This is a genomic window from Streptomyces sp. NPDC049887 (assembly GCF_040656535.1).
Classification (GTDB): domain Bacteria; phylum Actinomycetota; class Actinomycetes; order Streptomycetales; family Streptomycetaceae; genus Streptomyces.
On the sequence record NZ_JBFAMM010000010.1, the window covers coordinates 210,338 to 224,607 of the forward strand.

General features: G+C 72.5%; 12 protein-coding genes. 7 read left to right on the forward strand and 5 right to left on the reverse strand.

The features are described from left to right. Positions 1–146: 146 nt before the first annotated feature. Both AB0J10_RS15455 and AB0J10_RS15460 read right to left on the reverse strand, forming a co-directional pair. A complete protein-coding gene (locus tag AB0J10_RS15455) occupies positions 147–1,664 on the reverse strand; it encodes a hypothetical protein (RefSeq protein WP_363061705.1) in 1,518 nt (505 codons plus the stop codon). Positions 1,665–2,001: 337 nt separating this feature from the next. Next, positions 2,002–2,883, reverse strand: coding sequence for a glycoside hydrolase family 19 protein (locus AB0J10_RS15460; RefSeq protein WP_363061707.1), 882 nt, complete (start codon positions 2,881–2,883; stop codon positions 2,002–2,004). A gap of 546 nt (positions 2,884–3,429) precedes the next feature. Here AB0J10_RS15460 and AB0J10_RS15465 point away from each other — a divergent pair. Continuing rightward, on the forward strand, positions 3,430–4,647 hold the full coding sequence (locus tag AB0J10_RS15465) for an MFS transporter (RefSeq protein ID WP_363061709.1): 1,218 nt from the start codon (positions 3,430–3,432) through the stop codon (positions 4,645–4,647). Positions 4,648–4,911: 264 nt separating this feature from the next. On the opposite strand, the gene AB0J10_RS15470 is transcribed toward AB0J10_RS15465, so the two are convergent. Then, positions 4,912–6,195 carry an adenylosuccinate synthase gene (locus tag AB0J10_RS15470; protein WP_283296121.1) on the reverse strand — a complete coding sequence of 428 codons (1,284 nt, stop codon included), beginning with the start codon at positions 6,193–6,195 and terminating at the stop codon, positions 4,912–4,914. 141 nt (positions 6,196–6,336) lie between these two features. Here AB0J10_RS15470 and AB0J10_RS15475 point away from each other — a divergent pair, with 141 nt between their 5' ends. After that, the gene (locus AB0J10_RS15475) at positions 6,337–7,170 is read left to right on the forward strand and encodes a diacylglycerol kinase (RefSeq protein WP_363061711.1); all 834 of its coding nucleotides are present in this window, start codon (positions 6,337–6,339) and stop codon (positions 7,168–7,170) included. Between the two features lie 102 nt (positions 7,171–7,272). On the opposite strand, the gene AB0J10_RS15480 is transcribed toward AB0J10_RS15475, so the two are convergent. Further along, on the reverse strand, positions 7,273–7,770 hold the full coding sequence (locus AB0J10_RS15480) for a MarR family transcriptional regulator (protein WP_363061713.1): 498 nt from the start codon (positions 7,768–7,770) through the stop codon (positions 7,273–7,275). Positions 7,771–7,862: 92 nt separating this feature from the next. Between AB0J10_RS15480 and AB0J10_RS15485 the strand changes: the two genes are divergently transcribed. The 3 genes from AB0J10_RS15485 to AB0J10_RS15495 all read left to right on the forward strand — a co-directional run bounded on the left by AB0J10_RS15485 (position 7,863) and on the right by AB0J10_RS15495 (position 10,922). Next, positions 7,863–8,864: an ABC transporter ATP-binding protein gene (locus AB0J10_RS15485; protein WP_363061715.1), complete on the forward strand. Its 1,002-nt coding sequence runs from the start codon at positions 7,863–7,865 to the stop codon at positions 8,862–8,864. Continuing rightward, on the forward strand, positions 8,861–10,522 hold the full coding sequence (locus tag AB0J10_RS15490) for an ABC transporter permease (RefSeq protein WP_363061717.1): 1,662 nt from the start codon (positions 8,861–8,863) through the stop codon (positions 10,520–10,522). Before AB0J10_RS15485 ends, AB0J10_RS15490 begins: the two co-directional genes overlap by 4 nt. 73 nt (positions 10,523–10,595) lie before the next feature. Continuing rightward, positions 10,596–10,922 (forward strand): hypothetical protein, encoded by a 327-nt coding sequence (locus tag AB0J10_RS15495; protein WP_363061719.1) that lies wholly within the window; start codon positions 10,596–10,598, stop codon positions 10,920–10,922. Positions 10,923–10,943: 21 nt separating this feature from the next. Here AB0J10_RS15495 and AB0J10_RS15500 read toward each other — a convergent pair whose 3' ends face one another. Then, entirely contained in the window at positions 10,944–12,152 is a 1,209-nt protein-coding gene (locus AB0J10_RS15500) for a cytochrome P450 (protein WP_363061721.1), read from the reverse strand. A gap of 131 nt (positions 12,153–12,283) precedes the next feature. Here AB0J10_RS15500 and AB0J10_RS15505 point away from each other — a divergent pair, with 131 nt between their 5' ends. Both AB0J10_RS15505 and AB0J10_RS15510 read left to right on the forward strand, forming a co-directional pair. Continuing rightward, complete coding sequence (locus AB0J10_RS15505) at positions 12,284–13,549, forward strand: SLC13 family permease (protein WP_363061781.1); 1,266 nt, start codon at positions 12,284–12,286, stop codon at positions 13,547–13,549. Between the two features lie 5 nt (positions 13,550–13,554). After that, positions 13,555–14,187, forward strand: a complete 633-nt coding sequence (locus tag AB0J10_RS15510; RefSeq protein ID WP_363061723.1) for a universal stress protein — start codon at positions 13,555–13,557, stop codon at positions 14,185–14,187. Positions 14,188–14,270 lie beyond the last annotated feature (83 nt).

Sequence of the window (14,270 nt, forward strand, 5' to 3'; positions counted from 1 at the left end):
AGGTGGCTCCAACGCCGACGGCCCGGAGCGTCCTGCGCCGCCGTAGCGCGCCGGCCGCACCTGCCGCCCGCCCCGGCGGGAGGCCGGGGCGGGCGGTGGGTGCCGGGGAGGCCGGTGGGGGCCTGCCCGTGGCGATGTGTGGTGCGTCAGCCGAAGCAGTTGGGGACGGGGTTGGTGCTGCCCTCGCAGTTGGTCGGGACGTTGTCGATGATGCGGACCTTGCCGTGGGTGACGACCGTGCCCTCGTTGTCCACACCGCCCGCCGGCTCGTCGGAGATGTTCTTCGTCACCTTGGAGTCGGTGAGGACGAGGCGGCCGAACTCATTGACGAAGATTCCGCCACCTCGGCCGCCGTCGCCCGGCACCTGGTTGCCGGCGATCTTCGTGTTGCGAATGGCGACCTCCACCTCCGCCTCCACCTCCTGGTCCGGGAGGATGTCGATACCGCCACCGCGGCCGTCTACGAAGTCGTTCCCTCCGAGAGCGGTGTTGCCGGTGATCTCGCTGTCCTCGATCACGGTCTCGTCGTCGACCTGGAGACCACCGCCGTTGGTGGCTGCCGTGTTGTCGTGGATGTGGGTCCCGCGTACATGGAGCCCGCCTGCCTCGTGGTCGATACCGCCACCGGTTCCGTCGTCGGTGTTGAAGGCGATGACGGACTTCTCCACCTCCGTCACGCCGCCGTCCGACTCGACACCGCCGCCGATGTTGTAGCGGATGTCGCTGTTCACGATCGTCGAGGTCCCGCCCACGTTCTCGATGGCGCCGTCGTCGCCGATGTTGCGGTAGAACTTCGCCGAGTCGACCTTGAGCTTGCCGTTGCCGTTGTAGATGGCGGAGCCCTCGTCGGCGGAGTTCCCCTCGAAGGTGCTCTTGACGACCTTGGTGATGCCTGCGTTGTAGACGGCTCCGCCGTCGTCTCCGTCTTCGTCGTCGATACTGTCGACGGTGTTCCTGTCGAGGGCGACCATCTCCAGATGCAGGCGTCCCGCGGGGTCGACCAGGATGGCGCCGCCGTTCTCGTCCGGGGCGGACTTGCCTCGGGTGAGGAAGAGGTGACTGAGCTTCAGGTCGCCACCGGCTCCGACCTGGAAGAAGCGGAACTGGTCGGTGTTGGCGGCCCGCTGGATGGTGGAGCCGTTGCCGTGGATGCTGATCGGCTGGATGATCTCCGGCAGGCCGTTGCCGTCCTGATTGGCGGTCAGCGTGTATGTGCACTGCTTCGCCAGGCGGAGTGAACCACCGCTGTTCTGGTTCAGGTCGACGATCGCCGCGATCAGGTCGTTCGGGTCGCACTCGACGTTCCGCTCGCCGTGCCGCCCAGTGCCCTCACCGTCGGCCTTCTCCTGGTCGCCGTCGGCCTTCTCGTGCTCGCCGGAGACCTCGCCACCCGCATCGCGACCGCCGGAGACCTCGCCACCCGCATCGCGACCGCCGGAGCCGTCATCACCCGCGTCGCGACCGCCGGAGCCGTCATCACCCGCGTCGCGACCGCCGCCCTCGTCTCCCTCGGGGGCGTAGCCCTTCTTCTCGTCCCCGTCCGCCTTGTCCTCCGCGACCGCAGCACGTGCGTTCGTCTCGTCCGCACTCGCCTGCACCGCAGCCGCGATGGTCGTCGTACCCACCACCGCGGCGAACCCGGCCGCCGCGGCGACAGCAGCCATCCAGTGACGGCTCAACACCGCCGACTTCCCACGACGGGAGACACCCGCGCCACCCGTGCCCTGAGATTCAGACATCCGATGCAGCTCACTTTCTCTGTGACAGGCCGTCACGTCCCCACCGGAGGGACGCAGATGCCTCACATCGGAACACAGAAAATGTGATAAACAGCTTAATGCCTTCATATAGGCGCGCCAATTGCCCAAAAGGGGTGAACGGCGAAGTCGGCCGCGCACCGACCGCTGCGGCGGAACGGGCGCACCCACCGGGCCGCCCCACGGCCGGGAACGACGGAGCGGGCGGCAGAGGCCGCCCGCTCCCGCCGATCCGCCGAACGCGTCAGCAGTACAGGTTGCCGCCCGTCGGCACGCCCAGGATCTGGGTGAAGCGCTGGTAGTTGTTCACACGGCTCTGGACCTGAGCCGGGTTCCTGCCGTCACACTCCAGGGAGCCGTTGATCGAGCGGATCGAGTGGCCGAAGCCGGCCTGGTTGACCATGGCGTTGTGGCCGGTCATCGTGCCGGGCCCGCTCTGGGTGTTCCAGTACCAGAGGCCGGTCTTCCAGGCGACGGCGGACTCCCGCTCGACGCGCCAGGGGTTGCCCAGCAGGTCGATGCCGAGGGCGTCACCGGCGGCCTTGTAGTTGAAGTTCCAGCTGAGCTGGATCGGGCCGCGTCCGTAGTACGCCGCCTGACCGGCCGGGCAACCGTAGGGCTGGCTCCGGTCGCAGTAGTGCGGATAGTTGGCGGTGTTCTGCTCCACGATGTGGACCAGGCCGCCCGTCTCGTGCGCCACGTTCGCGAGGAAGGCGGCGGCCTCCTGCTTCCGGACCGTGTCGCTGCCGGTCTTGGCGAAGGCCGGGTACGCGCTCATCGCCGCGGTCAGCCCGCTGTAGGTGTAGAAGGAATTCCGGTTCGGGAACATCTGGTTGAACTGCGCCTCGCTGACGACGAAGCCCGAGGGGTTCGGGTTCGGGTTGCCGCCACCGCCGCAGGCGCCCTGGTCGGCCCAGACCTCGGCGGAGCCGGGGGTCTCGTTCTGGGTCCACCACCTGGCCTGCCAGTTGCGGCCGTTGTGGGACGCGGTCATGCCGCCGGTGTAGACGGACGAGGAGTTCCAGGCCGCGGCACACGCGGCCGCGGACGCGGTCGAGGGGACGAGGACAGTGAGTCCGAGCACCGCCACGAAGGCGGCGAGCAGGGTGATGATCCGACGCGACAACGTTATCGTCCTTTCCCTGTGGGGGCTGTGGGGGAATACGGGGCATGGAGAGGAACGCGGGAGGGGATTCCCAAGTCGTGTCGCCCTATGGCGTGTTGAGCACTGAACAGGCAATGGTCTGAACCTGTCAAGGTCTAGACCAAGACTTGGACTCGGAATGGCCTGAACCCCGCCTCGCCGCTGCCTCCCCGCTGCCTCCCCGCTGCCTCGGCGGGCCCGCGGGCGTCCGGAAAGGGGTTCGTCGACGAGGCACCGGTCCGCGCGGCACCGCCCCGTCCCGCACGGGCGCGGTTCCGCAGGACGGGAGATCCCGGCGCGGTGCGCGGGGACCGTCCGGCCGTGCGTCATCCCCCGCCCGGACCCGGTCGGTCGGTCAGGGCGGCCCGGGAAGACCCCGGCCCCCCGCAGCGCCGTCCTGTGCCAGACTCGGGCGCATGAGCCGACGACATTGACGCACGGCAGCAGGTCCTGGAACGGGCTGTCGCGGACCGCCGCGGCGGGTGGGCACCCGGCGTCCCCGTCCGTTCCGCAGAAGGACCACCACCCATGCCCCTCATATCGCCCTGCCCGCCCCCACCCCGGGCCGGTGTGCGCCGGCTCGGGCGAACGCTCTACCTCTACGCAGGACTCGAGGACTTCGTCCTGCTCTACCCCGTCTACGCGCTGCTCTTCGCCGGGCACGGCCTGGACACCGCCCAGATCTCGTCCCTGTTCGCCCTCTGGTCACTGACCGGGCTGCTGGTCGAGGTCCCGTCGGGGGTCTGGGCCGACGTCGTGTCCCGCAGGCTGATGATCGTCACCGGGCCGCTGCTCACGGCTGCCGGATTCGCCTTGTGGGTCCTGCTCCCCTCGTACGGCGCGTACGCCGCCGGGTTCGTGCTGTGGGGTGCCGGGGGGTCGCTCCGCTCCGGGGCCATGGAGGCCCTGGTGCACGACGAGCTCGAACGGCTCGGTGCCGCTTCACGCTACGGCCGGGTCATGGGGCGCACCGCCGCCGTGAGCATGGCCGCGACCGCCGCGGCCACCGCGGTGGCGGCGCCGGCCTTCGCCCGGGGCGGCGAGTTGCTGGTCGGTGCGGCCAGTGTCGCCGCCTGTCTGCTGTGCGCCGCCGTGGGCGCGTTGCTGCCCGAACACCGTGGGCCCACCGACCGGGGTGCGCAACGGCGCGCTCGCCGCGGGACGTACCCGGCGGCCCTGCGGGCGGGGCTCACCGAGGTGCGTGGCAGCCGTCGGGTGCGGCACGCCCTGCTGCTGTCCGTCGTCGTCACCTCGGTCTGGGGCGCACTCGACGAGTACGTACCGCTGCTGGCCGCGGCCACCGGTGTCGCGACGACGACGGTGCCGCTGCTGGTCCTCGTCGTCTGGGTCGGAGTGACGGTCGGTTCGCTGCTGGTGGGGCCGGCCGAGCGGCTCTCCGGGCGGGCGCTCGGGGCCGCCGTCGCGGCGGGCGCCGCGGCGGGCGCCGCGGCGCTCGCCGCGGGTGCGCTGAGCGGCGGCCCCGGCGGCTTCGTCCTGGTGGGGGCGGCGTTCCTGGTGTTCCAGCTGACCGACGTGCTGGCCGACGCCCGGTTGCAGGAGGCGATCACCGGCCCGAGCCGGGCCACCGTGACCTCACTCGCGGGTCTCGGGACGGGACTCACCACGCTTCTGGTCTACGGGACGTACGCGGGGCTGTCCGCGCACGCGCCGCACGGCACCGTGTTCGCCCTGCTGGCCCTGCCGTACCTGGCGGTCGCCGCGGCGCTCGGCAGGACACGGACGTGAGGCGGGAACGGACGCCGGCCCGGGAAGCGGACGTGGGCCCCAGGGGGACGGGCCGGGTGGACGGGCGCGGAGGCCGTGGGCCGGTCTCGGCCGCGGGCCCTGGGGGAGGCCGCGGGCCCGGGGGGAGGCCGCGGGCGGGTGGGGGCGGGGCTCAGGGCGCGAACGGCGTACGGCCCGTGGCCGGTGAGCACTCGGCACACCGGCCACGGGCCGTGGGCCGTGGGATCGGCGACGGGCCGCGAGGGATCCCGCGGGCCCGCGGACCTACAGGAACGAGTTGATCTCGATCGTCTCGTCCCGGCCCGGGCCGACGCCGATCGCGGAGATCGGGGCCCCGGACATCTCCTCCAGCGCCTTCACATAGCCCTGCGCGTTCTTCGGCAGGTCGGCGAAGGACTTGGCCTTGGTGATGTCCTCGGACCAGCCCGGCAGGTACTCGTAGACCGGCTTCGCGTGGTGGAAGTCGGTCTGCGAGTACGGCAGCTCCTCGACCCGCCTGCCGTCGATCTCGTACGCGACGCAGACCGGGATCTGCTCCCAGCCGGTCAGCACGTCGAGCTTGGTGAGGAAGAAGTCGGTCAGTCCGTTGACGCGGGTCGCGTAGCGGGCGATGACCGCGTCGAACCAGCCGCAGCGGCGGTCACGGCCGGTGGTGACACCGCGCTCACCGCCGATGCGGCGCAGCGCCTCGCCGTCCTCGTCGAACAGCTCGGTCGGGAACGGACCGGCGCCGACACGGGTGGTGTAGGCCTTGAGGATGCCGATGACCCGGCTAATCTTCGTCGGACCCACGCCCGCGCCCGTGCAGGCGCCGCCCGCCGTCGGGTTCGAGGAGGTGACGAAGGGGTACGTGCCGTGGTCCACGTCCAGGAGCGTGCCCTGGCCGCCCTCGAAGAGGACGACCTTGCCGTCGTCGAGCGCGTTGTTCAGGATCAGCGTGGTGTCGGCGACGTACGGCCGGATCTGGTCGGCGAAGCCGAGCATCTCCTCGACGACGCGGTCCGTCTCGATGGCACGGCGGTTGAAGACCTTGGCCAGGAGCTGGTTCTTCTGCTCCAGCGCCGCCTCGACCTTCTGCGTCAGGATCGACTCGTCGTACAGGTCCTGGACCCGGATGCCGACTCGGTTGATCTTGTCGGCGTACGTCGGGCCGATGCCGCGGCCGGTGGTGCCGATCTTGCGCTTGCCGAGGAAGCGTTCCGTCACCTTGTCGAGCGTGACGTTGTACGAGGTGATCAGATGAGCGTTTCCGCTGATCAGAAGCTTGGACGTGTCGACGCCACGCTCGTTCAGCCCGCTCAGCTCGGAGAGCAGGACCGCCGGGTCGACGACGACTCCGTTGCCGATGACCGGGGTGCATCCCGGCGAGAGGATTCCGGAAGGGAGGAGGTGGAGCGCATACTTCTGGTCACCGACCACCACGGTGTGGCCGGCGTTGTTACCACCCTGGTAACGCACCACGTAATCCACGGATCCACCGAGGAGGTCGGTGGCCTTTCCCTTGCCTTCGTCACCCCACTGAGCACCGAGCAGCACAAGTGCGGGCACAGGCGTACACCCCTTCCGGGCGGGGCATGTCCATGGTCGGGGGCCTGAGCCGCCAACCGGTGTGCCCCGGAATAGACGAAGCCCCTGGCGCAATAGCGCAAGGGGCTCTTGCACAAAGATGCTACCCGAGGAAGGACCGAGGTGTCGGCTCCCGACCAGCTCCTGGTGGTCATCGACCCGGTCGCCCGCCGTTTCGACGGCGAGTCCGTTCGTATCGCGAAGGATGTGCTGTGTGCCGGGTCGGCGGCGAAGATCTGCCTGCCCGACGGGCCCGAGGAGTTTTCCCGCGCCCTCGCCCGCAGGGGCTCGCGGCGCCCTGTCGTGATCGGTGACGACCGCGCGTTGCTGCGTGCCGTGGGCTCGCTGCACCGGGCGCGGGAGCTCGCCGACGAGGCCCTGTCGCTGGTCCCGGTCGGGGCCGGCACGTCCGTGGAGGTGGCCCGGTCGCTGGGGGTACCGACGGGCACGGTCGCGGCCGCCCGGGCGGTCCTCGACGGAGCCGCCCACCATCTGGATCTGCTCGCCGACGACAGCGACGGGGTGGTGCTGGCCGATCTGCGCATCCCGGCGGGTCCTGCCGCAGCGGCCGCGGGGGCGCCGGGGCGGACCGGCTCGATGTGGCACACCTGCCGCTCCCTGGTGCGCACGCTCGTCCGTCCCGTTCCGCCGGCGCCTCCCGGCCTACGGACGCACCGGCTGCGGGTGGAGGCGGACGGGGTGCTGCTGAGCGATCTGGACGAGCCGGTCGACGACGTACGCGTCCGCGCGGCCGACGGCGCCGCGGAGGTGACCGTGCACCGCAGATCCGGCCCGGGCCCTGTACGGAGCCTGGCGAAGGTCGTCACCGTCTCGGGTGCCGACTTCCGCTACCGCGCCGACGCCCTCGTCTCCGGACCGGTCCGGAGACGCACCTGGACCCTGCGGCCCAGGGCCTGGTCGCTGACCCTGCCGGCGCCGGGGGCCGTCGCGGATTGAGAGCCGGCGGGGCGAAAGCCGCGGGTGGGGAGACCGGCGCGGCGCACCCGTGCGCCATCCGGACCGGGGAGTGCCGGACCGCCGTTCGGCCGGGAACCCGCGTCAGGGTCGGCCGAACAGCCGCTCGCGGTGCTCCCGCCAGCGCTCCATCATCGCCGTGAGCTCGCCCTGGACGAAGTCGAAGAACGCGACGGTCTCCGCGAGCCGGCGGCCCGCCGGCGTCTCGGCACCGAGGCTCGTCACCCCTTCTCGCAGGGATTCCGACCAGCGCTTCAGGACGGCGTCGCGGCTGGTGAGCGCCTCGTACCACTGGTCGCTGTGGACCCGGTAGCGCTCGCGGCGGGAACCGGGCTCCCGTTCCCGCGAGACCATGTGCTGCTGCGACAGATAGCGCACGGCGCCGGACACCGCCGCAGGGCTGACCTGCAGTTGCTCTCCGAGTTCGGCGGAGGTCAGCGCGCCGGAGTCGGAGGAGAGCAGCGCGGCGAAGACCCTGGCCGGCATGCGCGTCATGCCGGCCTCGACGAGCTGGGCCGCGAAGCGTTCCACGAAGCGCGAGACCGCCTCTGCGTCCCTGGCCTTCCCGGTCATCGGCGTCATCCCCGGATCATCTCCCCTGTTCACGAACCGAATCCGAGTTTATACGCTTCCTTAACTTCACAAATTTCTGAAGTTAGCTTAGCTTCTGAAGCATGACAAAGGCCATCAGCGTCGCCGGACTGCACAAGTCGTTCGGCCGGGCACACGCACTGGACGGACTCGACCTGTCGGTCGAGACCGGTGAGGTCCACGGCTTCCTCGGACCCAACGGCGCCGGGAAGTCCACCACCATCCGCATCCTGCTCGGACTGCTGCGTGCCGACTCCGGCGCCGCCCGACTGCTGGGCATGGACCCCTGGAAGGACGCCGTCGAACTGCACCGCCGGATCGCCTACGTACCCGGCGACGTGACGCTCTGGCGCAACCTCTCCGGCGGAGAGGTCATCGACCTCTACGGCCGACTGCGCGGCGGGCTCGACCGGGCGCGCCGGAACCGGCTGACCGAGCGGTTCGAACTCGACCCCACCAAGAAGGGGCGCACGTACTCCAAGGGCAACCGGCAGAAGGTGGCCCTGGTCGCCGCGTTCGCCTCCGAGGTCGACGTGCTGATCCTCGACGAACCGACGAGCGGACTCGACCCGCTGATGGAGGAGGTCTTCCAGGGCTGCGTCGCCGAGGAGCGCGACCGCGGCCGGACCGTCCTGCTCTCGAGCCATGTGCTCAGCGAGGTCGAGGCACTGTGCGACCGGGTCAGCATCATCCGCAAGGGGCGGACGGTGGAGAGCGGATCACTCGCCGATCTGAGGCACCTCACCCGCACCAGCGTCAGCGCCGATCTCGCGGGCACGCCCGACGGACTCGCGGGGCTGCCCGGTGTGCACGACCTCGACATCCAGGGCCCGGCGGCCGCCTCCGAAGGCGCCGGGTGCCGGGTCCGCCTCCAGGTCGACACCGACAAGCTGGACGCGGTGCTGCGCACGCTCACCGGCGCCGGCGTGCGGTCGCTCACCAGCACCCCGCCCACACTGGAGGAGTTGTTCCTCCGGCACTACGCGGACGACGTGCGCGGGAGCCGGCCGGACGACGTGCGCGGGAGCCGGCCGGACGACCACGGCGGACGCGGCACCCGCGCGGAAGGGGCGATGGCTCGATGACCGCGGCCGCGAAGACCCGGGCGGCACGCCCGCCCCGGCGGCACGGCGGGCCCGGCGCCGGAAGCCGGCCGCTCGCCGGCACGGGCGCGCTGCTCCGGCTGGCACTCCGCCGGGACCGGATCATGCTGCCCGTCTGGGTACTGGTGGTGTCCGGGATGGTCGTCAGCGGTGTCGGCTCCTTGCAGGCGCTGTACGACACCCAGGCCGAACGGGCCCGCCTCGCCGCGTCGATGGCCGCCAACGGCTCGCTGCGCAGCCTCTACGGTCCGGTGTTCGGTGACAGCACCGGGGCGCTGGTCGCCTGGCGGTTCGGGACGTTCGCGGCCGTGCTGGCCGCAGTGATGAGCCTGATCGTCGTGGTGCGCCACACCCGCGAGGAGGAGGAGTCGGGCCGTCAGGAACTGCTGTCCTCGGCCATGGTGGGCCGGCGAGCCCCGCTGACGGCCGCGCTGCTCACCGCGGGCCTCGCCAATGCCGCGGTGGCAGTGCTGATCGCGGCCGGGCTCTCCGGGCTGGGTGCCGCCGGCGCGCTCGCCCTCGGCCTCGCGGTCGGCGGCACCGGCGTGTTGTTCGCCACGGCGGCGGCGATCGTCGCCCAGCTCACGGAGAGCGCCCGGCTCGCCAAGGGAGCGACGGCGGCCGTGCTGGGCATCGCGTTCGTCCTGCGCGCCGCCGGCGACGCGGGCACGGCCGGTGACCCGGCCCGGGGCGGCCTCGGCGGTGGATCGTCCCTGCTGACCTGGCTGTCCCCCGTGGGCTGGGCCGAGAACGTCCGGGCCTACGCGGACGAGCGCTGGTGGGTGCTGCTGCTGATGCTCGCCGCGGCGGGCGCCCAGGGGGCCGCCGCGTACGCCCTGGCCGGGCGCAGGGACGTCGGCATGGGTTTCCTGGCCACCCGACCGGGGCCCGCCGAAGGGCGGATCACCACCGCGGGCGGGCTCGCGTGGCGGCTCCAGCGCGCCACCTGGGCAGGCTGGGCGGCCGGCTTCCTGCTAGCCGGGACCGTCTTCGGCGGCATGGCCGACGGCGCGGCGGACCTGGTCGGCGACAACGAGCAGGCCAAGCAGATCTTCGAGCGGATGGGCGGGCAGACGGCGCTCACCGACGCGTTCCTCGCCGCGATGGTCGGCATGTTCGGGCTGGTCGCCGCCCTGTACGCGGTCGGGGCCGTGCTCCGCATGCACGGCGAGGAGACCTCCCAGCGCGCGGAACCGGTCCTCGCGAACGCGGTCGGCAGGACCTCCTGGGCCGCCGGTCATCTGGCCGTCGCCTTCGGCGGCACCGTACTGGTCATGCTGTTCGCCGCGGCGGGCCTGGCCCTCGGCCACGGCGGGGACCTGCTCGCGATCGCGGGCGCCGCGCTGGTCCAGGTGCCGGCCGTGTGGACGCTCGCGGGCGTGGCGCTGCTGCTGTACGGGGCCGTCCCCAGGGCCGCGGCGGCCGGCTGGGCCGCGGCGGGGCTGTGCCTCGCCCTCGGCTGGGTCGGCCCCGCGCTCGACCTGCCCCCGGCCGTGCTGAACCTCTCGCCCTTCGGCCACCTGCCGAAGCTCCCCGGGCCGCGAATGGACTGGACGCCGGTGCTGCTCCTGACGGCGCTCGCGGTGGCCCTGGTGGCCGCCGGACTCGCGGCCTTCCGCCGCCGGGACCTGCAGATCTGACGGGTCACCGCCCACGGCCCGGAATCCGCCGGCGGGGGGAACCAACGGGAACGCTCCCGCGTCCGTGGTGGTCATGAGGGAAGAGACCAGGGGCTGCGCGGGCTGCCTCCTCGCGGCCGGGGGTGCGGCCACCGCGCTGCTGGCCTGGGCTCCGCTGGCCAGGATCAGCGTCGACGGCGGCTTCGAGCAGTGGCACCGGGATCTGAGCGTGCTCTACCTCGACCTCCCCCTGATCGCCCTGGGCGGAGCGCTGCTGCCGCTCGCCGTCTGGGCCGCCGGTCTGCGGTGGCTGCACCGCCCCTGGGCGGCCGCGGTGGCCGCCGTGGCCGTGCTCGCCCTCGGTGTCTGGGGCCTGACCAGCTGGTGGATGCCGTACGAGCGGCCGGAGTTCGTCCACTGAGACCGCCCGCACGGGAGCGCCTCACAACTCCACGCGCAGCTCCCGCAGTCCTCTGATCACGTACCCCGGCTTCCACTCCGGCTCCGCCGCGAGCCGCATCGTCGGTGCCTGCCGCAGCAGTTCGCCGAAGGAGGCGGCCAGCTCGACCCGGGCCAGGGGGGCGCCCAGGCAGTAGTGGATTCCGGCTCCGAACGTGATGTGCGGGTTGTCGGCGCGGCCGAGGTCGAGGTCACCTGGGCGCTCGAAGCGGGACGGATCCCGGTTGGCCGAGCCGAAGAGCAGGGCGAGCTCGGAGCCGCGCGGGACGACCGTGCCGCCGATCTCGATGTCGTCGAGCACCCAGCGCTCGAACATCTGGAGGGGGGTGTCGTACCGCATCAGTTCTTCCACGGCTGTGGACAACAGCGCGTGGTCGGTCCGCAGCCGCGCCAGCTCCCCGGGGTGACGGAACAGCGTCCACCAGCCGTTCGCGGTGGTGTTGACGGTCGCCTCGTGACCCGCGTTGAGCAGCAGCACGCAGGTGGACACCAGTTCCTGCTCGCTGAGGGTCTCCCCCTCGTCGTGCGCCGAGATCAGCGCCGAGACCAGGTCCCCGCCCGGCTCGGCGCGGCGAGCGGCGATCAACTCCCGCAGATACGCGGAGAACTCCACCGAGGCCCGGACGGCACGCGCCGCCGTCTCCTCGGACGGGTTCAGCTCGAACATCCCGCAGATGTCCGCGGACCAGGGCCGCAGCAGGCCCCGGTCGGACTCAGGTATCCCGAGCATCTCCGCGATGACCGCGACCGGCAGCGGCTCGGCGACCTCCGACAGCAGGTCGCCGCCGCCGTTCTTCACCAGCCCGGCGACCAGCCCGGCGGCCAGCCGGCGCACGGTCGGCTCCAGCGCCTGCACGGTGCGAGGGGTGAACGCCTTGGTCACCAGCCGGCGGATCCGTGTGTGGTCAGGCGCCTCCAGGTCCAGCAGCCCGTTGTCGTTCAGCGTGTGGAAGGGCTCGTGCCCGGGCGGCGGGGGCGTGCGCCCGAACTCCTCGTGCGTGAAGCGGTGCAGATACGTACGGCCGAGCCGGCGGTCCCGCAGCAGCGCGGACACATCCGCGTGGTGCGGCACGAGCCACTGCCGCGTGGGCTCGAACCAGTGCACCCGCCCCCGGTCGCGGAGTTCCGCGTAGGCGGGGTAGGGGTCCGCGGTGAATGCGGGCGACCAGGGAGCGAACACGGCAACATCCATACGCGGACGCTAGCCGCCCGCGGTGCCGTTCGGGAGGGGTCCCCGGGTGGTTCGATGAGGGGCGTCACCGTGCGTGCCGCCCCGACCGCACCGGGACACCAGCGCACCACACCGTCCCGGAGGCACCGATCCTGTCCACACCCCTCGCGGAGGCCCTGTCCGTCCTGCTGCTGCTCCTCGTGCTCGCCTGCGCGGTGATCAGGCCCTTCGGCCTGCCGGAAGCGGCCGTGGCCGTACCGGCGGCCGCCGTGCTGATCGCCACCGGCGCGATCCCCCCGGAACACACGGCCGAGGAGGCGGCGCGGCTCGGGCCGGTGATCGGCTTCCTGGCCGCGGTACTGGTGCTGGCCCGGCTGTGCGACGACGAAGGGCTGTTCCGTGCCTGCGGAGCCTGGATGGCACGGCGGTCGGCGGGACGGCCCGGGCGGCTGCTCGCGTCCGTCTTCGGGCTCGCCTCGGTGATCACCGCGGTGCTCAGCCTCGACGCGACGGTCGTACTGCTCACCCCCGTCGTCTTCGCGACCGCCGCCCGGATGGGCGTGAGGCCGAAGCCCCATGTCTACGCGTGCACCCATCTCTCGAACACGGCGTCGCTGCTACTGCCCGTGTCCAACCTGACGAACCTGCTGGCGTTCTCCGCCAGCGGTCTGGGCTTCGCCCGGTTCGCCGGGCTGATGGCCCTGCCGTGGCTGGTCGCGATCACCGTCGAGTACGTCGTGCTGCGCCGGTTCTTCGCCTCGGACCTGAGCACCGGGTCCGGTGCCGGCACGTCCGGCGGACCCGTCGCCCTGCCGGTCTTCGCGCTCGCCACCGTGGGCTGCACACTCGCCGGCTTCGTCGCCGCCTCCGCGCTGGGTCTCGAACCCGCCTGGGCGGCCGCCGCGGGAGCTGTCGTGCTCGGCGTCCACTCGGCCGTCCGCGGGCGCACCACCGTGCGCGGCATCGTGAGCGCCGCTTCCCTGCCGTTCCTGGCGTTCGTCCTCGGACTCGGCGTCGTGGTCCGCGCGGTCGTCGACAACGGTCTCGCGGACGTCCTCGGGCGGATCGTCCCGTCCGGCACCTCGCTGCCGGAACTGCTCGCGCTCGCGGCCCTGGCCGCCCTGCTCGCCAATCTGATCAACAATCTGCCCGCGGTGCTGGTGCTGCTTCCCCTGGCCGCCCCCGCCGGGCCCGGCGCGGTGCTGGCCGTCCTGCTGGGCGTCAACATCGGTCCCAATCTGACCTACGCGGGCTCGCTGGCGACGCTGCTGTGGCGCCGGATCCTGCACCAGCACGAACACGATGTGGATCTCGGAGAGTTCACCCGGCTCGGTCTGCTCACGGTGCCGGCCGCACTCGTGCTGTCGGTCGTGGCACTGTGGGCGTCACTGCTCCTGCTCCAAGGCCCGGGAGGCTGATTCCCATGCCCGTGATCGCCTGGATCGTCGAGGGCACCTGGCCCGCGTGCGTCGAGGCCGTGCGCGCCCGCGCCACCGAGGGCGAGGACGTCACGCTGCTGCACGTCAGCGAACCGGCCTCGGCGGGCGTCGCCCACGGGGCGTTCGCCGGACTGCTCGGGCGGGGCCGCCACGAGGACGATCCCGGGGACCGGGTGGAAAGTCTCGGGGCCGAGTCGGCCGCACGGCTGCTCGCCGCGGCGGCGGAGCGGTTCGGCCGGCCGTGCACGCGGCTGGAGCGCACCGGCCGGGCGGAGCGGGAGGTCGTCGCCGCGGCGGAGGGCGCCGATCTGCTCGTCGTCGCCAGGGACGGGGACCGCGGGCACCTCGGGCCGCGCAGTCTGGGCCCGGCCGCCCGGTTCGTCGTGGATCACGCCCCCTGCCCCGTACTGCTCGTGTGGCCGGAACGGGCGCCGGACCTCGGGGGCCTGCCGCCGGAACCACCGCACCCGCCCGGCGCACCGCCACGGCCCCCGGGGCCTCCGCCCCACGAGCCCGGACCGCCGCCCGGGGCACCCCCGCACGCCCCGCCCCAACCACCGCACCCGCCCGGCGCACCGCCACGGCCCCCGGGGCCTCCGCCCCACGAGCGGCGCTGAGCCGCCCCCACCCGCCGAGAGCCCGGCCGCCGGGACCGCGCCCGCCGGCCGACCGCGACCTGGGCAGACCGCGACCGGCCTGG

Excerpts from the sequence above, each read along its gene's own strand:
- AB0J10_RS15510 (WP_363061723.1), top strand. The coding sequence starts at position 13,555 with ATGCCCGTGATCGCCTGGATCGTCGAGGGCACCTGGCCCGCGTGCGTC.
- AB0J10_RS15480 (WP_363061713.1), bottom strand. The coding sequence starts at position 7,770 with ATGACGCCGATGACCGGGAAGGCCAGGGACGCAGAGGCGGTCTCGCGC.
- AB0J10_RS15500 (WP_363061721.1), bottom strand. The coding sequence starts at position 12,152 with ATGGATGTTGCCGTGTTCGCTCCCTGGTCGCCCGCATTCACCGCGGAC.
- AB0J10_RS15465 (WP_363061709.1), top strand. The coding sequence starts at position 3,430 with ATGCCCCTCATATCGCCCTGCCCGCCCCCACCCCGGGCCGGTGTGCGC.
- AB0J10_RS15485 (WP_363061715.1), top strand. The coding sequence starts at position 7,863 with ATGACAAAGGCCATCAGCGTCGCCGGACTGCACAAGTCGTTCGGCCGG.
- AB0J10_RS15495 (WP_363061719.1), top strand. The coding sequence starts at position 10,596 with ATGAGGGAAGAGACCAGGGGCTGCGCGGGCTGCCTCCTCGCGGCCGGG.
- AB0J10_RS15455 (WP_363061705.1), bottom strand. The coding sequence starts at position 1,664 with ATGGCTGCTGTCGCCGCGGCGGCCGGGTTCGCCGCGGTGGTGGGTACG.
- AB0J10_RS15490 (WP_363061717.1), top strand. The coding sequence starts at position 8,861 with ATGACCGCGGCCGCGAAGACCCGGGCGGCACGCCCGCCCCGGCGGCAC.